This window comes from Echinicola salinicaeni, assembly GCF_014280965.1.
Classification (GTDB): Bacteria; Bacteroidota; Bacteroidia; order Cytophagales; family Cyclobacteriaceae; genus Echinicola; species Echinicola salinicaeni.
Window position 1 is genome coordinate 1 of sequence record NZ_JACODZ010000012.1, and the last position, 20650, is coordinate 20650.

The window sequence follows — 20650 nt, forward strand, 5'->3', positions numbered from 1 at the left end:
ATCAAAATATTTTTAAGCCCTGGAAACCAAAACCTTATTCCAAATCAAGCACCTCGAAAACTCTTCCCAAATGCCCCTGTCCGTCCAACAGGATGACAAAGGTAAGAAAGGTTTTCCCCGCTGCAAGGGATTTTACCAAAAATAAAACCCGATTTAGGCTAAAACACTGAAAAGCAACATTAAAAAAATAGAACCAAAAAATAAGCCCCGTTTCCGGGGCTTAAATGATATTATAGTTTTCTCAATTTAATATTTCTCCAGGCAACTTTGATACCGCCACCATCATGAATCTGCAAACAAATTCCTCCTTCTCCTTCTCCAATCTTGGCATCAGAGAAATCAACCATTTCAGTTCCATTCAACCAGCTAATCACTCTATCTCCTTCAACACGGATTTTCATTTTATTCCATTCACCAAATTTCAAGGCTTTATCTTTTTCCGGATCTGGCTTGATTAACCAGCCTCTACCATATGACTCATAGATTCCGCCAGTTGCATGGCCTGGAGGAGCTACCTCAACCTGCCAGCCTTGCACCTTAGTTCCGTCTACTGTAGAACGGATAAAAACACCACTGTTTCCATCAGCACCTTGCTTAAATTCCAATTCCAATTCAAAATCTTTGAAATCTTCATTCGTACCCAAATAGCCATATCCTTTATCCGGGCCACTTTCACAGATCAAAAGACCATCCTCTACATACCACTTCTCCGTGCCATAAACAGTCCATCCAGATAAATCCTTACCATTGAATAATTTAATTTTCTTAGCTACCACACCAGCAGCTGTTAAAGCCACGATAATTGGTATAATCAATAAATAACGCTGAATTCTTTTCATTTTTATAGTTTTCTAATTTTAATGTTCTTATACCATGTTTTAGCACCGTGATCCTGCAAGCCAATAAAACCTGACTTTGCTTCACCATAATCAGGGTAATCTTTCCACTTACCTTCAGACTTTCTTTGCTTCCAGTCATCAGACCAAGGATCAAAAGAAACGGTTTTCTTACCATTCAAGAAATACTCAGCCTTATCTTCTGTAAAGACAATTCTAGTTGTATTCCATTCTCCAGCTGGCTTCACCGCACCTTCAAAATCCGGGGTGTACATACCGTAATCAGCACCTATTGATTGCCACATCTCTAACTTTTGAGGAAATCCAATTTGATCTATCACTTGGTATTCAGGAGCTGTGTAATAAGGTGCGTCATGCTTTTCTTCATCCACAATATGATAGAAGATCCCACTATTACCACCCTCGGCAATTTTCCATTCTAATTTTAATTCAAATTCACCAAATTCTTCAGCACCATACACCACATCTCCTCCAATATCTCCACCTTTTCCAAGCGCAACGAATAATTCGTCTTCAATTATCCAACCAGCAGGCAGCTCTTCAGCAGCATAGCCTCTCCAGCCCTCAGCGCTTTTTCCATCAAACAATAACTGCCATCCCTCAGATTTTTCTTCATCCGTAAGGGAATTTACTGCAGCAACTTCTTCAGTCGCCGCCACTTCTACAACTTCGGTTTCTGTGGAACCTTCTTTTCCACCACCACAAGCAGACATCATCGCTGCTAAGGCAAAAATACTTAGTGTTTTCTTTTTCATATTTATTGTGTTTAAACCAATTTCATATTAACGGGATCCCATTTAATAAATTTATCTTCAAAGAAACTATCATTACAAAGCAGCGCTGGAGCTGCTGCCCTGAAACCAAAAATCGGATCCTCTACTACCGTGCCACCATTTCTAATTGCTCCAAAGAAATTAGAAAAATGATCATAATGAGCTCCTTTATATCCCTTTTCCGCTTTATAAACCATTTCTCTTGGCGGAACTATTTCAGCCCTTTTCTCATCTACATCTCCGTTAAGCTTTGCCTGGGCTGCCAAAAAAGGATCATCCCCCATGTCATTACTGTTAAGCTTAACCACTACTTCCTCCCATTTTACATCCATGGAACCTTTGGTTCCTACTATTCTAAGATAGGTAGTACCACTCGTACCATCCTTGAAGTTACACCTTAATGAAAGATTAAAACCAGGATGTTGCTCTGACTCCGGATAATCGAAAGTCCCCAATAATACATCTGGCACTTCACGACCATCCTTCCAATACCTTAATCCTCCCATTGATGAAATCTTGGTTGGACCGAGGGAGTTGGTTATAAAATGTAAACTTGAGAAGAGGTGAACAAACAAATCTCCTGACATACCCGTACCATAATCCCTATAGTTTCTCCATCTAAAGAATCTTAACGGATCCCAATCTCTCTTTTTGGTATTGGAAACAAACTTGTCCCAATCTACAGTTGATTCATCTCCATCTTTAGGTACATTATACTGCCAAGCTCCAGCAGCTGAATTTCTAGCCCAGAAGCCTTCTGCATATATTAAATCACCAATAACACCAGCAGCCAACAATTCACGGGCCTTTTCATTACCTAAAGATGATAATCCTTGGCTACCAACCATGAATACTTTGCCTGACTTTTTCCATGCATCAATTACCTCGTGGCCTTCCTCAACAGAATGAACCATAGGTTTTTCACAATATACATGTTTCCCTGCTTTTAGGGCATCCACGCTGATCTGCTTATGCCAATGATCTGGAGTTCCGATAATAACAGCCTCCACATCTTCTCTCTTTAAAATATCCTTATAATCCATGGTGGTGAAAAGATGATCACCCCATTTCTTTTTTGCACTGTCCAACCTGCCTTGATAAAGGTCACAAACTGCAACCATTTTTACATTTGGAGTTTCAAGGGCAGTATTCATATCTTGAGTCCCCATACCACCTGCACCAATCAACGCAACATTAATTGTTTTTCCTGCAATATCCTCTCCTAGCCTCTTAATCGTATCAAAATTTTTACTTTCCTCGGCAAAAACCATAGGTGCCACCGCTGCAGAAGCCCCTGCCAATCCCAGCTTTTTTAGAAAAAACCTTCTATTATTCTTCATGAAACATATTATTTAAAATCTTGAAGCATAAATATAATATTTTCACATATATAATCGAAGTTTTATTATTTTTTTTATTAATATATCTTTCCAATGGTTACATTCAGTGATAACCATAGGTGTTTTTTTAAAGAAGTGCTTAGAATTTATGTGGAATTAGCTTCTTATTAAATTAACCGCTGTGTCATTTAATCAAGAATTAATATTTTTTGAAAAATAGCTATAAAATAAGTTTAATCGCTTAAATGCCTAACATTAAATAATCTGTATATCCGCTATTGCACCAATATCTTTTACTCTTCATAATATTCTCTCAAAAAACAGCAGATCCCACAGAAATGATTAATTAAACCTGTCTACCGCCAGCTAGGGCCGTGGAATCTCCGCCGATGGCGAATAGGCTGTGGGAAATAAAGTTAATGGAGTGAAAACGGTCCACATTAATGAATGTAACATTTTTAACCTTCCTCCTTTAACCCGTATTTAACCCCTGGTTAAGCCGTGTTTATCCCGTGTTTTAGCTGTGTTTCTTTTATCAGAAACTTAGGCTAGTCTACACCTTAAGTTCTCAAAAAGAAAGGGAACATACCTTTCAATTTATTATTTACAAGGATCATCAAAATCCATATTTCCACCATCGCGATAAGTCAATTTTTCCTCAAATATTAAGGAGTCAAATGGATGATCTGATTATTTGAATTATTAGGATTCAGATAAGATATTCTTTCTAGTAACAGATTTCAATTAACAAAAAGGTTTCGACCCTAACCTGTTCAAATAGTACTGATGGGCTATAATAGATGCATTCTGAAGAAACAGTTAGATTGTAAATGCTTGAATTAATCCATTCAAAAGTTAATTTATTTGGCTAACGATACAATTACAGATTTACATATTTGATAATCTGTATATCCGCAAAGACACCAGTAGCTTTTTGTAATTAAGATATTCTTTCAGCAAGAACACAAAAGTCCATAAAAACGATTTTTTATTCCGTGCAAACCTGTCTTCCACCAGGTAGATCTGTGGAATCTCCCGATAAATCTGGACAGGCTGTGAGAAACAAGTTTACTCGTGAAATAACGGATAATCATATTAGATAATCTGAAAAATCCTCCCAACAATACCTCAACACAATTAATTTTAAAAAAACAAAAAGATCCTAACAGCTCAAACCTGAGATCCTTTTATAATCATAAACTTACAACTAGCTTTTGAAATATCAAATGGCTTTATTTACTTGGTAAAATAGTCTGTTTCAAATCAGCAATCATGGCAGCTATATCTTCCAGTGAAGTTGCTTTGGACTTGTCCTTCGGATTAGGAAAATCAGTGCTAATAAATGCCTTAGCCTCCCAAACTTCTTTCACATCCTCCCCTAGAATCTCATAGGGTTTATAAAAATCGTTATCAGAAACCAAGAATAGCTTACCATTCTCTTCTAAATAGTTAAAAACTCTTTTATAAACAACTCCTTCCGTGTCAGTGACCAATATATAAGTATTACCACTCTTAATATGTGTAAGTTGTTCTACATATGCTCCGATAACCACTGTTCCAGAAGGCAAGGGAAGCATACTATCTCCCTTTATCTCAAAAGCCCTATAAGTAATATTCTTGCTCAAATTAGGTAAATGGAACTGTGGTAATTGTTGCATATACTCAGGATCGGCATATCCATTTAAATAACCGGCAGATGCCTTTTGAGGAACCATGGTAATATTCTCATTTTCCTCTTGGTCTAGAGATACAGTCAGAATCTTTATTTCCCTTTTCTGGGTGGCCTTCCTGCCTTTCTCCTCAATATCATGGTATAATAATTCATCCAGGGAAACAGAAAAAATATCACCTATTAGTTTTAAAGTAGCCAGCTTAGGTTCAGACCTTCCATCCTCATAGGCTGAAATCATTGTCCGTTTAATACCCAATTGATCAGAAAGATTTTCTTGAGTCATCTGCTTTGACTTCCTAAGGTATTTTAAATTTTTCCCTAAAATCATTGTCTAATATATTATGCGCTGTAAAGATAAAAATTATGATCATCCCTCCAGTTACTTTTGAAGGAAAAACGATTCAGGTCCATCCTTGATCTTTCCATCATCTCAATCCTTTCTCTGATCTCCTGGACCACATCAGCTACTGCCCTATCACCGCTAACCAACAAATAACCGTATTTTGGATGTACCTCATCATCTACATAAAATTTCACTTGATGATTTCCTGAAGCCAATTGTTTGCTTACAATCCTGATTTTTGCTGAAGTTGTCATATCCTATTGCTTTAATTTACTTTCACTAAAGTAGTATATGTTTATTAAACAAACAACATACAGTTATTAATAACAACCTTTTCACGACACTAAATGTCGTGAAAATGAGATTTTCATTTATTCACAGTATTTATGAATGATCCAATGCTTTACACTCTTCCTCCCCCTACAATATTTAGCCGAAAATCAGTTTATTCTTCCATTAATCTAAAATCCCGATTTAAACCCAACACTATTAGGTCTATATCAGTTGATATACTATAAACCAAAGAACCTAATGAACCTATCTAAATCAATTTTTACAATTTTACTTTTTGCAATTACTTTGGCCACACAGGCGCAAGTGAGCCTTAAAGGAAGAATTGTGGATCAAAACAGCGAAGAACCATTGCTCTTTGCTCAAGTGGCGCTATTTGAAGCAGGCACGGATAATAACATTACCCATACCCAATCTGATGAAAATGGCCACTTCCAGCTGGCAACCGAAAAGGGGAATTATGATGTTAAGATATTCCTAATTGGTTTTGAAGATAAAATTCTGGATGGCTTAGATCTCCAATCAAACAAGGATTTGGGAGAAATAACGCTTGTATCTGAAAACCAGCAATTAAATGAGGTGGTCGTTAAATCGAGCTCAATCCCCATGCGAACTGATGTAGAAGGAATCGTCATTACGCCCGAAAACAACTTGGCGAATATTGGTGGCACCTTATTGGACCTTCTTAGAAATACACCTTCGGTAAGTGTATCTGAAGATGGATCAATTTCACTCAGGGGAAGCTCCGCCACCAATGTACTCATCAATGGCAGAAACTCCTCTCTGACCAAAAACTTGGACCAAATTCCCGCTAGCGCCATAGATCAAGTGAAAATCATCAATAACCCCAACGCAAGATATGATGCAGAAGCAGAGGGCGGTGTGATCAATATCATCCTGAAAAAGGGAGAAAGCATGGGAACACACGGAGGAGCTGAAATCACCTATGGAACCAGAAATCGCTTCAATACAGGCGCTAGAATCAACCATACAACTGCCAAACTTAATGTTTACGCAGGCTATAATTATCGAAACTGGAAAGGCGTAAGTAACCGGTCTGTTTTCAGGGAAATCTATGAAGACAATGAATTGCTTAATCAAAATACACAATCCAGTAATAAGCGTATAAACCACAATCTTAATTACGGGGCTGATTATTATTTTGGCAAAAATTCCTTAAGCTATCAAGGGGTTTATTTCACTGGTGATGATTATGATAAAAGAACCTTATACTCTGAATTGACTGATAAGCTTTCAGGAGATCCAATATTGGAATACATTAGAAAAAACAATGAATCGGAAGCAGATGATGGCTATGACAATGCTTTAATCTATGAAAGGACTTTTGAGGATAAAAATAGAGAATTCAAGGTCAGTGTAAATAATTCTTACCAAAACCAGTATAAAACTCAAAATATAGACATCTACAGAGACGCTTCAGAAGCCATTCCTGAAAATCTCAATGGGAGACAAATGGCCCTAACAGATGAAAAACGATATACAACAGTGGCTCAAGCTGATTATGTTCATCCAATCAACGATAAGGTGAAACTGGAAATGGGACTTAAATCAACTTTTAGAAAATTTGACAATGACTATAAGTTTTATGAGTTCTCAGAAAGTGAAAATGACTTTGTGGAAAATCCTGATGTGAGTAATCACTTCCTCTACAAGGATAGAATACAGGCAGCCTATTTTATATATGCAAGAAGCTCAGAGAAATTTGACTATACCCTAGGCACTAGGGCTGAGCATACACATGTAGAGGGATTATTATATAATACAAACGAACTGAATAAGCAGGACTACCTCAACCTCTTTCCTAGTATTCAAACCTTATATAAACTGGATGATAAAAACTCTTTTAAATTCACCTATAGTCGCCGAATTGATCGACCAACAGCTTGGAGATTAAACCCTTTCCCAGATATCACCGACTCCCTCAGCGTCCGAAGAGGAAATCCTGACTTAGAACCTGAAATGATTGATTCGTTTGAAATTGGACATATGGTCAATTTCGAAAACTCCAGTCTTACTACCAATATGTTCTATAGACACACCAATGGTGTCTTGGATTATATCACTGTCATTGAAGATGGTATTTCATATATGCAGCCTGAGAACTTAAATTCTGGAGAAGCTTACGGAATCGAATTTATAGGTATAGCTGATATCACAGAATGGTGGAATGTCAATGGAAGTGTTTCAGCATATTACAGCAAAGTCGACGGTTCCAATATCGGGGAAGAATTTGTTAGTGATGGTTTTATGCTTGTATCCAAAATCACTACTAGTTTTAAATTGCCCTATGGTTTAAACCTTCAACTGGTAGGAGACTATGAATCACCTGAAGTTGAAGCTCAAGGAAGGGATTATGCCCGCTATAGTGTAGATGCCACACTGCTAAAAAATTTCTTTGAGGAAAAAGGCAGTCTTTCTATGAGTGTTAGGGATATTTTCAACACCTCTAATTTTGGAGGCTACAATCGATCAAATCAGTTTTACCAAGAATTTAGAAACAATTGGGAAAGTAGGATCTTATTAATCAGTGCCAGGTATAATTTTTAAATATAAAAGCCGGTCATTTTTGACCGGCTTTTATTTGTTTTACTTTCCGAATTTACCTTTGAGCATAGCCAATTTAGCTGCCAAATCCCCTTCCGGCTCTTTTTCACGCTCCCTTCTTCTCTCTCTGTTTCCTCCGCCAGATTTACTTTTTCCTCTTTCGGCAAAAGGATCAGATTTCATACTCAAACCAATACGTTTTCTGTTCAGGTCAATCTCCACTACAGTTACTTCCACTTTCTGGTTTACTGTAACCACCTCATTGGGATCAGAAACATAACGGTCAGCCAAATGACTCAAATGCACCAATCCATCCTGATGGACTCCAACATCCACAAAAGCACCAAAATTGGTGATATTGGTAATAATACCAGGAAGCTTCATACCAACCTTAAGGTCCTTCATCTCATTTACCCCCTCTTGGAAACTAAATACCTCAAAAGTTTCCCTTGGATCCCTTCCTGGCTTAGCCAATTCATCAATAATATCCTGAAGCGTTGGTAAACCAACCGTATCAGTTACATAATTTTTTAAGTTTACTTTTGAACGTAAGTCGCCGTTATTGATCAAGTCACTCAGATTAGCACCTATATCTGCAGCCATTTTACTGACCAATTCATATCTCTCTGGGTGAACGGCGCTTCTGTCCAAAGGATTTTCTGCATTACGGATTCTCAAGAAACCAGCTGCCTGCTCATAAGCTTTATCCCCTAACCTAGGTACCTTTTTGATCTCCTCTCGGCTCTTGAAAGGTCCATTTTCATTCCTATAATTCACAATATTTTGGGCCAATGAAGGACCAAGGCCCGACACATAAGTCAATAACTGCTTTGATGCTGTGTTGACCTCCACACCTACGCCATTTACACAACTCATCACGGTATCATCTAGTGAATTCTTCAAGGCGTTTTGATCTACATCATGTTGATATTGCCCAACACCTATAGACTTTGGATCAATTTTCACCAACTCAGCCAATGGATCCATTAACCTTCTACCAATAGAAACCGCTCCTCTTACAGTTAGATCATGATCTGGGAATTCATCCCTCGCCACTTCTGAGGCAGAATAAATAGAAGCACCGCTTTCATTTACCATTACCACTAACACATGATTTGGAAGTCCTAAAGACTTGATAAACTGCTCGGTCTCTCTTCCTGCAGTGCCATTTCCAATAGCAATAGCTTGGACTTGATGCTTTTCAACCAAATGCTTTACCAATGCCCCAGATTCAGCCACTTTTCTTTGTGGCTCATGAGGGAAAATAGCATCATAATGCAACAACTGCCCTTGGGGACCTAAACACACTAATTTACATCCAGTTCTAAAACCAGGATCAATCGCCATCACTGACTTCTCTCCCAAAGGAGCCCCTAGCAGTAACTGACGAAGGTTCTCAGTGAATACCTTGATCGCCTCTTCATCTGCTTTTTTCTTTGTAAACAGGCGAACCTCAGTTTCCATGGAAGGCTTCATCAAACGCTTATAGCAGTCTTTAATGGCCAACTTCACTTGCTCAGCACTGGTGTTATTAGCTGTAACCACCATTTTCTCCATTAACGCCAATGCATCGAATTCTTCAGGAGAAGAATCCAACATTAAGAATAATTCCTTTTCACCTCTTCTCATGGCCAGCACCCTATGGGAAGGAGCTGTTTTGATCGGTTCTGCCCAATCAAAATAATCTTTATACTTGATCGCTTCGTTTTCCTTTCCGGGGATCACTTTGGAAACAAATTGCCCTTCATTGATGAAAAGATCACGCATTTTCTTTCTCAACTCTGCATTCTCATTCACCCATTCGGCAATGATATCACGGGCTCCCTGCAAGGCTTCCTCCACATTGGCCACCTCTTTTTCTTCATCTATATAGGCACTGGCCTCACCTTCCAAATCAATTGACTCCTGTTCGAAAACCTTTGTCGCCAATGGCTCCAATCCCTTTTCCTTGGCAATGGTAGCTTTGGTTCTTCTCTTTGGCTTATATGGAAGGTAAAGATCTTCCAAGGCTGACATGGTTTCTGCTGCATTGATCTTTTCCTCCAATTCAGGAGTTAGTTTTTCCTGCTCCTTGATGGATTTCAGGATAGCCTCTCTCCTTTTATCTAAGTCACGAAGTTGTTGTACCCTATCCCTGATGGCTGCTACCTGCACCTCATCCAAGGAACCGGTTACTTCCTTTCGGTACCTGGAAATAAACGGTACCGTAGCCCCCTCGTCCAACAATTCAATGGTATCAGACACTTGCTTGTGTTTGATATTAAGCTCTTCGGCTATCTTTAGATAATGATTGATATTCATATATAATTGGATAAATAAATGTCCTGTTTAATGCCTGCAATTTAAAGTTTATCGTACAGTTTTCTGAACGGAAATTGGTTTTATTGTGATGCTTATCACTAAGGGATTGTAAATCAAAATATAACTTTACCACTGAAATCGAGAAAGAGGATTTTCAACTATTTAAAACTATCAATTTCTTTAAGCTTACCTTTGCTGCTTAAGGACATTGGAATTATGATCGATTATTTATGAATTGGAAAAAAGAAATAAAAAGCTGGGCCATCATTCTAGGAGTATTTGGATTTCTTTACTTGATGAACTGGCATACTCCTGTAATAGGAAAAATTCAGTCTGTAGTGCTGTCCACCGGCTTGTTCACCCCAAATGTGGACAAGGAGGAAAAACTGATCCAGGATTTTAACTATGCCGCCCAATTCAAAGATCTAAATGGTAATCCTGTAAATATGGAATCTCTTCGCGGCAAAACAGTATTTATCAACCTTTGGGCTACCTGGTGCCCTCCCTGTAGGGCAGAAATGCCACATATAGCCTCCCTTCATGAAAAATTAAAAGATGAAAAAAATATTGCCTTTTTAATGGTTAGTCTTGACCAAGAAATAGAAAAAGCAAAAAAATTCATTGAGGACAAGTCTTTCAATTTTCCTGTGGTACATGCCAGTTATGGTCTCAATAGTTCCTTTAAACACGAGTCAATTCCAACTACCATGGTGATAAGCCCAGAAGGAAAAATGGTTTTCCGTCACGAAGGCATGAGCAATTTTGATAACGAAGAATTCAGAAACTTTCTTTTAAGTCTATAAACAACTTGGTAGATTTTAATCCAAGCTACTCATATAATCATATATCATTTTGGAAACTTCGGCCATGGCTGCAACGCCTTGGTCCGGATTTTCCATATTTTTTGATAATAACACTAAAATATATTCTCTTCCATCAGGTAACATAACAATTCCAGAATCATGCCTTACCCCTGTAATGGAACCCGTTTTATGAGCTACTATCACATCTTTAGGTAATTTGGCAGGAATTAGCTCCTTGAAATGCTGATCTTCCAACACCTTTATCATTTCCAAACTGGCTTCTTGACTCACTGCCTCCCCTTTTGCAATGGCCTCCATGATCAACATTAAATCATAAGCAGTGGTTGTATTGCTCATCCCCTGCTCATAGGCTTTCAAATCCTCTACCCCCCTCAGCACCTGAATATCCATTGCTCCCAAATCACGCATGGATTGATTGACTTTTTTTGCATCCAAATGATCAATCAAAATATTTGTCGCCAAATTGCTGCTCTTGGTAATCATCTCATAATTGAGATTCCTATAAGTGGTTCTTTGACCAATTTGCCCATAAAGCCCCTCCTGACTATCTACAGAGATATCCATACTGAAAGGACTTCCGTCCACAATACTTTTAAATTCATTGATCACCATTACTGAATCATCCAAACTTATAGCTCCACTTTCTACCTGCTTATAAAGCTCAATCATAACTGGAGTTTTCATAGTACTTGCAGCATGAAAGTCAGTCTTTTCATTGATGAACAAGCTTATAGAATCATTTCCTACCATCCTAAAGGCTACTGCAAAATCCCCTTGAACAGCATTCAAAGAATCTTGAACACTCCTTTTTAGCATTTTCAAATCCTCTATATCACTTTTCTCTTCTTTTGGGCCATTGCAGGAAATGATGGTCAATAAAAAGATGAAAATTAAGGGTAACAATTTTGTCATGATCTTTGAAATTTGGCAGTTGAAATTAAATGATTAATTGTGATATTAATATTTCGAATGTATATGATACAGGATCTTTTCCATTTCTTTTTTAAGCTCACTGGAACTGATCAGGTAATTATTGTGCATAAAGCTAAAATAAAGCGTCTTACCACTTTTGGTCAGTAAATAGCCACTAAGACAATGTACCCCGCTCAATGTTCCCGTCTTAGCATAAACATAGGGATTTTCATCATCAGACTTATACCAAGACCTTATCGTACCTGACTCTCCTCCTGACGGAAAATAGGCATATATTTTATCCTCTGGAATCTCTGCCCTGATCTTTTCCAAAAGTTTGATAATGCTCCTAGGTGTAAACTTATTATGACTGGAAAGCCCAGAACCATCCACCCACTGGGGTGCATCAGGCAAATCCATCAAATATTCCTTTTTCACATAATCAATAGCCTCTCCCATATCCAATGAATCAAAAAGTTCATCAGAGACCAAGACCATCAATTGTTCGGCCAGGAAATTATCACTGATCTTCAGCATCTGCTTATATAGGGAATCGACTGCAATCCCCTTTAACTTTTCATGTGGCCGATCCTTAAATGGAGAATAGTCAATTAAGTGAATATTTTTATTCAGCGTATCCCCCAACATTTCAGCAGCTAGCTCAGGGGAAGTCATAAACGGCTTATCAGTTTCAAATTCCGCCATCCTGTTTTTCAAGTTAAAGCTGAATTCATTTCTGTACCTATCCCGAACAATACTATAATCCCGGGCCGGCAAGGCTCCGTTCTCTATGATATGCGGGGTAAAAAAACCAGGAGTATAAGCCATTTCTTTTTCCTCAGTGGCTTTCATAAAACGAATGATATTCCCATATATGGGCATTGCAGACCTTTCTGGACCATAATAATAGTTGTACCAATTCCATGACCACCCAGAACCGTAAGCGGTTACCTCATCAAAATTATTGGCCATGAACAGCTTTTTATCAGTCCCACCTAAAAGACTTAGTACTGAATTATCTTTAAAATCAGGATGCAATAAAGAAGGATCTCCCGTACCCCAAAACACCAAAGAATCCCCGCTGGTCAAATAATTCAAACTATTCACTTGCTCTCCCAAAATCTTATAGGCAGCATAGAAAGTAAACATTTTGGTATTTGATGCTGGCGTAAAATACTTGTCCTCATTCATTGCATAAAGCACCTTATCCTTAGCAGGATCATATAGCATAAATCCAGTATACCCCTGATCAAAGACTTCCGAATCCCTTACAGATTTCTTGACTTGGTGCACTGTACATGAAGTACAAAAAATAATAACCGCAATAAGTATATTCCTCATAGAAACTAAATTATGGTATAAATAAAAATCTCCTGCATGCCACAGGAGATTTTTTATCAATGGATTAATAAATAATTAATTAGCGTCCCAGAAAATTCTATCCAGCAGACTTACATCAGGCACATTATTTCCATTTCTACTTTTTTCACTGTCAGGATAAGCCAATCTTCGGATAAACTGTCCATTCAAATCAGGATTCAAATTTTCAGGCACGCTCATATTCCGATAGGCATAATCAAATCTTCTGGCATCATTCCAGGTTTCAGGATGGAGAAATAAGGCCACATATTTTTCCTTGAAAATATCTGCCATGGTAAATGCTCCTACTCCCATACTAACACTTGGATCAGCCATATAAGCGTCCATTTCGACCTGCGGAACACTCAGCATGGTCATATGAGCTGTAATTCCGTCCAAATATGCCTGATAGGCCCTTCCCTTATCTGTATCAAAAGCTGCCTCTGCCTCAATAAACTTTTGCTCAGCAAATGTACCTATCAGCAAAGGAGAAGTAATCGTGGTATAGTACTGGTCTTCCACTAATGTAGATCTTGCTCCCTGCTCAGGCGCATTCCCCCTACCTGCTCCATTTACCGTACCTATAAACTCGCCATCATCTGTTGTTCCCACCATCAATTTTAACCTAGGGTCAACGGTTGGGTAAGAAGTTCCATCCAAAGCCTGAATAAACTGCTCGGAAATCCAGCCTCCCAAAAACAGATTGGCATTATCTATGGCTACATCAGCCCAGGGGTTAAAGCTTTGTTCAAAAAAGAAAACCTGCGCATTATCAGCATTTGACTGAAAAGCATTGTCCACAGCTGTTAATACCTCACTTGCATTATAACCAGCACCTCCTTTCATATGAATCATATACCTTGACTTCAGCATATATGCGAAGGCCATCCATTTATCTATATCCCCATTATAGATAAAATCATCTGCGCCAATAGAAATAGTAGTTTCGCCCTGAAGATTTTGAATTCCTTCATCCAGATAATCTATCACGCTACCATATAATTGCTCATCACTGTCATAAACAGGTGTCACCGTTTCAAAACTAAAACTTTCTGAAAATGGAATATCACCAAAAATATCAACAGCCATCCCTAAATTCAAGGCCATCAAAATTTGCGAAGCGCCTAAATAATGCCCTGCTCCAGACTCCTCTGCCTTGCCTATCATCACATATAAATCCGTCATCACATTATAGAGATCAAACCAAGTTCCACTATAACTTACGGGTTCCATAGTATCAGATGAACTTGCTGGATTGGGAGAAGCCAAATATTGAACATAATTCGATGTAATATCACCTACTGCAAATACATTCAGGGCAGATTGATAGGTCACATTTGTCATCAGTCCTGATATAGGAGCATCCTGGGGATTATTTGGATTTTCATTTACATCTAAATAATCCTCGCATGAGCTGGCAAGAAGTACTAAAACAGCTCCAAGTATAGATTTTAATTTATAGCTAAATTTCATAATTCCTGTCATTTCTTTAGAATCCTAAATTCAATGTAAAATAGAAGCTTTGTACACCCGGATATCCTAAACCGGTGAAACCAATGGCATTACCACCTGCTCCTGCAGAAAATGACTCAGGGTCAAAACCATCCCATGGGGTATAGAGGATAATATTATTAGCCGCTATAGACGCCCTTATTGAAGACAATGGTATATTCTCCAATAACCTTGGACTCACATTATAACCCAAGGTGACATTTCGAAGCTTAATAAAGCTGGCATCTTGGACGAAGTTTTCACTTATGGTCCTATAGCTGTTCCTCCAATATCCGGCTCCATAATCCCTGCCATCTGGCCCTTCTCCCTGCCCCAACCATACCTCTTGGGTATTGGGTGAACCATCCGAGAGAACACCATCAAAAACAATAACATCATTCCTCGCTTCGGTATACTCGTTTTTACCAAAGGCCGCCAAAAAGTTATCAAACTGATTATACTGTTCTACATCAGCCCTAAAATCAATCAAAAAGCTTAAATCAAAGTTTTTATAATTAAACTCATTACGCAAGCCTCCTATCCATTTTGGAACTGCATTTCCCAAAATAAGCTGATTAGCATTCCTGGCTGGAAAACCATTGTCTCCAATGATCATGGGCAGGTCCTTTTGGGCAAATTGACTTTCTGGATCAGCACCAAACCTCTGGTAGCTGGTACCATAAATATTGCCATAAGCCTCCCCTACAATTAATTTCATGGTAACAGAGCTTCCGCCATATCCAAACTGACTCCCTACAATAATTTCCTCTATCCCTTCTCTAATACTTTTAATCTCATTATTGTTCAAAGCCGCATTTGCTGATGCCCGCCATGTAAAATTATCAGACTTAATTATATCAGCGCCAATCACAAACTCCACACCTGAATTTTGGATCTCACCAGCATTGGTGATATAAGAACTAAAGCCCGTGGCATCGGAAATAGGAACTGGAATAATCTGATCCTTGGCATTGGATTTATAATAAGTAACATCCAAATCTAACCTGCCATCAATAAAAGCTAGTTGTGTTCCAAACTCAATGGAAGAGGTCAATTCCGGCTTTAACAGAGGATCTCCGAAGGTACTGTTCCTGCTAAACCCAACCTGCCCGTTAAGTGGGAAAACACTTGGAGATACAAATGTCGCTCCTAGGATATGTGGATTCGTATCTTTTCCCACCTCAGCCCAGGAAGCGCGTATTTTACCAAAGGTAAACCAGGTAGGAAGCGACATGGTCTCACTAAATACATAACTCAGATTAACAGAAGGATAGAAAAAGGAATTATTATCCTTGGGCAAAGTGGAAGAAATATCATTTCTTCCTGTTACATTAAGAAACAAGAAATTTTTATAGTCAAGGGTTAAATCACCATAAAAACCCACCAATCTTCTGACGCTACTTGACTGATTGGCAAAAACTTGCGAAGTATTATTGACATTATAAAAGCCAGGAATAACAAAATCAGAACCACTCAAGGCTACTCTATCAAATTTTCTTTCAAAAACATCATTTCCCAGCCTTAAATTCACATTCCAATCTGCGGAAAACTGCCTTTTCAGTGTCACATAGAAATTGGAAGTAAGATCTCGGCTGTTGATCCTGGTTTCTTCCATAAATCCTAAGGAACTCAATGGATTCTCTCCATCAATTCCCATGGGGCCAGGTGTTATTTCTGTCCTGCTGTCACTATAAAAATCTGTACCCAACCGGTAAGAAAAACTCAACCATTCCAATGGACTATAGTTAAGATTAATATTTCCTATTACCCTATTTACATTATCTTCATAGGTAGCGAAGCGGGCATCATAAATTGGATTGGTATTACCATAGGTCTTCATGGTTCCGTCCGGATTGATATAATCCCTGACATCCTGGGTTTCTGCCCAATACATCATCCTTTCCATAAACCGGTCATGAGGCACTCTATCCCCTCCTGAGTTGGTATAGTTTATAGATCCGCCAAAATTAAACTTCTCACTGGCTGTAACGGTACCGGAAAGTTTTGCTGTAGTCCTCTCCCATCCGCTGAAAGGAATAATCCCATCCTGATCCAAGCGGCCAAAAGAACCATAAAAAGTAGCTTTTTCACTGCCTCCAGAAATACTTAAACTATTGTCTATTTGTACCCCTGTATCAAAAGCCCTGTTCCAGTTGTCCTGATATTTATGCCCCGGGACAGTTTGTGCCACTTCGGCAATAGGAGCTCCCCAAGAAGGCCAAAAACTGCTTGGATCATACTCTCCACTAAATCCCTGACCATACAAATCTTGTAACTTAGGCAACCTATTAAGCTCTTCAAAACCCACAGAGCTATTGATATTTACCTTGATTTCTCCTGCTTTCCCTCTTTTAGTACGGATGATTACAGCCCCATTGGCTGCTCTTACACCATACAATGCCGTTGCTGCTGCCCCTTTCAACACTGACATGGATTCAATATCATTGGGGTTTATATCTGACGCCCTATTGGACATTCCCCTGGGTGTACCGGTTGATTCCACTGTTGAATTATCAATAGGAACCCCGTCCACCACAAATAAAGGTTGATTATTGGCCCCCGGATTAAGAGAATTGACACCACGAATTACAATCCGGGCACTCTGTCCTGGCGCTCCCCCTGAGCTGGTGATCTGAACGCCTGCCACCTGACCTTGAAGTGAGTTGACCAGATTGGGCTGCCTGGTTTTGGTAATTTCATCTGCATCTACCACTTGGGCAGCATAACCTAAACTTTTGGCACTTTGATCAATATCAAATGCTGTTACTACCACCTCACCCAATTCGGAAACATCCTCCTCCATGGATATATCTATACTCGATCTACCATTGATCTCAACTAACTGAGTAACAAAGCCTAAATAGGAAAAGACCAAAGTTCCCTCTCCACTTGGAACATCTATGGAATACATTCCATCTAAATTGGTTACTGAACCAAGGTTAGTTCCCTGCAAAAGTACACTCACCCCAGGTAAAGGAGTCGAGTCATCTGCTGTAGTTACTTTACCAGTTATAGTTGTTTCCTGTGCATAAACTTGCAGCACTAAGAAGAAAACGAAAACTGTAAGCAACAATTTCGTAAACATTTTTTCCATTTGAATAACGCTTATTGATAATTAAAACCTCGTAAAAACAATATTTTTAATTAAAATAAAAAAACAGAATATTATTACAAACCACCCTGTTACCGTAAACCATTCAAAACATAATACTTCAATTTTATAAATAAATAGTTAATAAGCAAACCATTAAAATAATTGTCTTTCAAAGAAAAAACTGTAACGATCCAATACTCCCCCAAAAGCAAAAAAGCCTCGAAAGTGTTTCGAGGCTTTTCAAATACTTTTATAAACTTATTTTTTTCAGTTATACTCAGATTAGATCATTTCATTGAATTTTGATTATCCTTATTTTCCATCAAAGCAGTCATTTCAGATTTCACTTCATCCACCTGAATCACTTTTTCCTCTTGCTCAATATTTCCCATACTATGATGATCGACCTCAGAAATATGTGGCGCAATAATCAATGATACAATAGAAGTTAACTTGATCAAAATATTCATGGATGGCCCTGATGTATCTTTGAATGGATCCCCAACTGTATCTCCTGTCACTGATGCCTTATGCGGTTCTGATCCTTTATATTCCATTTGTCCATTTATTTCAACTCCTTTTTCAAATGATTTCTTGGCATTGTCCCATGCTCCACCTGCATTATTTTGGAAAATCCCCATCAGAACACCAGACACTGTTACTCCAGCCAAAACACCACCCAATACTTCTGGGCCAAAACTGAAGCCTACGATAATAGGTGCAAGCAAGGCAATTGCCCCAGGTGCAATCATTTCCCGGATAGAGGCTTTGGTGGAAATTTCCACGCATTTATCATATTCGGGTTTAGCCTTATATTCCATAATACCTGGAATCTCCCTGAACTGTCTTCTTACCTCATTGACCATATCCATTGCTGCACGCCCTACGGCAGCAATGGCCAATGAAGAAAATATAAAGGGTATCATAGCGCCCACAAAAAGTCCCGAGAGCACATCAGCTTTATAAATATCAATAGAATTGATCCCGGCCAGTCCTACATAGGCTGCAAATAAAGCTAGCGCTGTCAGTGCAGCTGAGGCAATGGCAAAGCCCTTACCGGCAGCAGCAGTAGTGTTACCTACAGCATCCAAAATATCTGTTCTTTCCCTTACTTTCTTATCACAACCTGACATTTCTGCTATTCCACCAGCATTATCTGCAATAGGCCCAAAAGCATCGATAGCCAACTGCATGGCCGTAGTGGCCATCATACCTGCAGCTGCAATGGCCACACCATATAAACCTGCACTCAAAAAGGAAGCATAAATTCCCGATGCCAATACCAAAATAGGCAGCACTGTGGACTCCATACCTACAGATAAGCCTGCTATAATATTGGTAGCATGACCTGTCGAGGACTGTTTAATGATACTATTAACAGGTCTGCGTCCCATAGCTGTATAATATTCCGTAATCATACTCATTAATGCTCCTACGATCAAGCCAATAAAAACGGCACCGAAAACACCCATTTTGGTGAAAGTCGGAGAACCTTCTCTCATCATTCTAAGATCACCTTCAGGCAATAAAAAATCTATAAGAAAATAGGAAGCAGCTACAGTCAGGATAATGGAAATCCAGTTTCCTTTATTAAGGGCAGCTTGTACACTATCATTTTCACTTTTTATTTTGACAAACAAAGTACCTATTATCGAAAATGCCAATCCAATTCCTGCAATCATCAACGGCAATAATATTGGGGCAATCCCCCCTACATTGTCATTGGATATTATCTCTCTTCCCAAGACCATGGAAGCCAATATAGTGGCCACATAGGAACCAAAAAGATCAGCACCCATACCCGCTACATCGCCAACATTATCTCCCACATTATCGGCAATAGTTGCAGGGTTTCTCACATCATCTTCTGGAATACCCGCTTCCACCTTTCCTACCAAATCAGCACCCACATCGGCCGCTTTGGTATAAATACCTCCTCCTACTCTAGCAAAAAGGGCTATCGATTCTGCTCCCAAAGAGAAACCGGCAAGCACCTCCAATGCTTTTTCCATTTCCAGGCCATTCACATCACCTCCAGTACTAACCACATATACATTATAAAAAACAATAAACAATGATCCCATTCCCAAAACTGCTAAGCCTGCTACACCCAAGCCCATTACTGAACCGCCAGTAAAGGACACTTTTAAGGCTTTTTTCAAGCTGCTCTTGGCGGCCTCGGTAGTTCTCACATTGGCCTTTGTGGCAATTTTCATTCCTATATAACCTGCAAAAGCAGATAAAAAAGCACCCAACACAAAGGAAACAGCTATTATTGGGGTAGAATTATCTACCAAGGTGCCCGACCAGGCCAAGATAATCCCAGCAATAATTACAAAGTAGAACAAAACCTTCCACTCTGCCTTTAAAAATGCCATGGCTCCCTTGGCGATATGCCCTGCTAATTCCAACATATTATCATCCCCTTTGGCCTGTTTGTTAACCCAGGAAGATTTGATGGCCATGACTATTAAACCCAAAATCCCCAATGCGGGGACTACATAGATAACTTGTTCCATATGAATTCAGTGGTTTTTTAATAAAATACAACTGAACAAAGATATTATTATTCATCAATCAAACAACTAACATTTTATCTCGTAAAAACACAGTTACTACAACATAAATAGCAAATAAATACCTCATCAATCAAAATATTATTTAATATTAAATTTTAAACAATATTTATTAATAAAAAGAAAATAATTTCCTCATTTCCTTAATAATCAAGCTTATGAATATTTTTTATGGGAACAGGCGCTTATAGCGCAATCTTCCTAACTATTCTTTTAGCCTCTATGCTTAATCACTTATATTTAATTATAGAT

General features: G+C 38.7%; 13 protein-coding genes. 2 read left to right on the plus strand and 11 right to left on the minus strand.

The genetic code is table 11. From position 1 onward, the window contains the following. Positions 1-230 precede the first annotated feature (230 nt). From H7U17_RS19240 to H7U17_RS19260, 5 genes are all read right to left on the minus strand, one after another. Positions 231-839, minus strand: a complete 609-nt coding sequence (locus H7U17_RS19240; RefSeq protein ID WP_186758480.1) for a 3-keto-disaccharide hydrolase — start codon at positions 837-839, stop codon at positions 231-233. A 2-nt stretch (positions 840-841) separates the two neighbouring features. Then, positions 842-1612, minus strand: a complete 771-nt coding sequence (locus tag H7U17_RS19245) for a 3-keto-disaccharide hydrolase (RefSeq protein ID WP_186758481.1) — start codon at positions 1610-1612, stop codon at positions 842-844. A gap of 11 nt (positions 1613-1623) precedes the next feature. Next, the gene (locus H7U17_RS19250; protein WP_186758482.1) at positions 1624-2970 is read right to left on the minus strand and encodes a Gfo/Idh/MocA family protein; all 1347 of its coding nucleotides are present in this window, start codon (positions 2968-2970) and stop codon (positions 1624-1626) included. Positions 2971-4202: 1232 nt separating this feature from the next. Continuing rightward, positions 4203-4970 (minus strand): XRE family transcriptional regulator, encoded by a 768-nt coding sequence (locus H7U17_RS19255; RefSeq protein ID WP_186758483.1) that lies wholly within the window; start codon positions 4968-4970, stop codon positions 4203-4205. Between the two features lie 11 nt (positions 4971-4981). Beyond that, positions 4982-5239 carry a hypothetical protein gene (locus H7U17_RS19260; protein WP_186758484.1) on the minus strand — a complete coding sequence of 86 codons (258 nt, stop codon included), beginning with the start codon at positions 5237-5239 and terminating at the stop codon, positions 4982-4984. Between the two features lie 277 nt (positions 5240-5516). On the opposite strand from H7U17_RS19260, the gene H7U17_RS19265 reads away from it, so the two are divergent. Then, positions 5517-7844: an outer membrane beta-barrel family protein gene (locus H7U17_RS19265; protein WP_186758485.1), complete on the plus strand. Its 2328-nt coding sequence runs from the start codon at positions 5517-5519 to the stop codon at positions 7842-7844. A gap of 39 nt (positions 7845-7883) precedes the next feature. Here H7U17_RS19265 and H7U17_RS19270 read toward each other — a convergent pair whose 3' ends face one another. Further along, on the minus strand, positions 7884-10142 hold the full coding sequence (locus tag H7U17_RS19270) for a Tex family protein (RefSeq protein ID WP_186758486.1): 2259 nt from the start codon (positions 10140-10142) through the stop codon (positions 7884-7886). A gap of 230 nt (positions 10143-10372) precedes the next feature. Here H7U17_RS19270 and H7U17_RS19275 point away from each other — a divergent pair, with 230 nt between their 5' ends. Continuing rightward, positions 10373-10945 (plus strand): TlpA family protein disulfide reductase, encoded by a 573-nt coding sequence (locus H7U17_RS19275; protein ID WP_186758487.1) that lies wholly within the window; start codon positions 10373-10375, stop codon positions 10943-10945. Between the two features lie 15 nt (positions 10946-10960). Here the strand turns inward: H7U17_RS19275 and H7U17_RS19280 are convergent, their stop codons facing one another. The 5 genes from H7U17_RS19280 to H7U17_RS19300 all read right to left on the minus strand — a co-directional run bounded on the left by H7U17_RS19280 (position 10961) and on the right by H7U17_RS19300 (position 20341). Further along, complete coding sequence (locus H7U17_RS19280) at positions 10961-11878, minus strand: serine hydrolase (RefSeq protein ID WP_186758488.1); 918 nt, start codon at positions 11876-11878, stop codon at positions 10961-10963. A 45-nt stretch (positions 11879-11923) separates the two neighbouring features. Continuing rightward, entirely contained in the window at positions 11924-13219 is a 1296-nt protein-coding gene (locus H7U17_RS19285) for a D-alanyl-D-alanine carboxypeptidase (protein ID WP_186758489.1), read from the minus strand. A 75-nt stretch (positions 13220-13294) separates the two neighbouring features. Beyond that, entirely contained in the window at positions 13295-14710 is a 1416-nt protein-coding gene (locus H7U17_RS19290) for a SusD/RagB family nutrient-binding outer membrane lipoprotein (protein ID WP_186758490.1), read from the minus strand. A gap of 16 nt (positions 14711-14726) precedes the next feature. Beyond that, entirely contained in the window at positions 14727-17813 is a 3087-nt protein-coding gene (locus H7U17_RS19295) for a SusC/RagA family TonB-linked outer membrane protein (RefSeq protein ID WP_230981500.1), read from the minus strand. A gap of 296 nt (positions 17814-18109) precedes the next feature. Beyond that, positions 18110-20341 (minus strand): sodium-translocating pyrophosphatase, encoded by a 2232-nt coding sequence (locus H7U17_RS19300; protein WP_186758492.1) that lies wholly within the window; start codon positions 20339-20341, stop codon positions 18110-18112. Positions 20342-20650 lie beyond the last annotated feature (309 nt).

What these genes read in the sequence shown, in the direction of transcription:
- H7U17_RS19240 (WP_186758480.1), bottom strand. Translation starts at nt 839, where the DNA reads ATGAAAAGAATTCAGCGTTATTTATTGATTATACCAATTATCGTGGCT.
- H7U17_RS19245 (WP_186758481.1), bottom strand. Translation starts at nt 1,612, where the DNA reads ATGAAAAAGAAAACACTAAGTATTTTTGCCTTAGCAGCGATGATGTCT.
- H7U17_RS19250 (WP_186758482.1), bottom strand. Translation starts at nt 2,970, where the DNA reads ATGAAGAATAATAGAAGGTTTTTTCTAAAAAAGCTGGGATTGGCAGGG.
- H7U17_RS19255 (WP_186758483.1), bottom strand. Translation starts at nt 4,970, where the DNA reads ATGATTTTAGGGAAAAATTTAAAATACCTTAGGAAGTCAAAGCAGATG.
- H7U17_RS19260 (WP_186758484.1), bottom strand. Translation starts at nt 5,239, where the DNA reads ATGACAACTTCAGCAAAAATCAGGATTGTAAGCAAACAATTGGCTTCA.
- H7U17_RS19265 (WP_186758485.1), top strand. Translation starts at nt 5,517, where the DNA reads ATGAACCTATCTAAATCAATTTTTACAATTTTACTTTTTGCAATTACT.
- H7U17_RS19270 (WP_186758486.1), bottom strand. Translation starts at nt 10,142, where the DNA reads ATGAATATCAATCATTATCTAAAGATAGCCGAAGAGCTTAATATCAAA.
- H7U17_RS19275 (WP_186758487.1), top strand. Translation starts at nt 10,373, where the DNA reads ATGAATTGGAAAAAAGAAATAAAAAGCTGGGCCATCATTCTAGGAGTA.
- H7U17_RS19280 (WP_186758488.1), bottom strand. Translation starts at nt 11,878, where the DNA reads ATGACAAAATTGTTACCCTTAATTTTCATCTTTTTATTGACCATCATT.
- H7U17_RS19285 (WP_186758489.1), bottom strand. Translation starts at nt 13,219, where the DNA reads ATGAGGAATATACTTATTGCGGTTATTATTTTTTGTACTTCATGTACA.
- H7U17_RS19290 (WP_186758490.1), bottom strand. Translation starts at nt 14,710, where the DNA reads ATGAAATTTAGCTATAAATTAAAATCTATACTTGGAGCTGTTTTAGTA.
- H7U17_RS19295 (WP_230981500.1), bottom strand. Translation starts at nt 17,813, where the DNA reads ATGTTTACGAAATTGTTGCTTACAGTTTTCGTTTTCTTCTTAGTGCTG.
- H7U17_RS19300 (WP_186758492.1), bottom strand. Translation starts at nt 20,341, where the DNA reads ATGGAACAAGTTATCTATGTAGTCCCCGCATTGGGGATTTTGGGTTTA.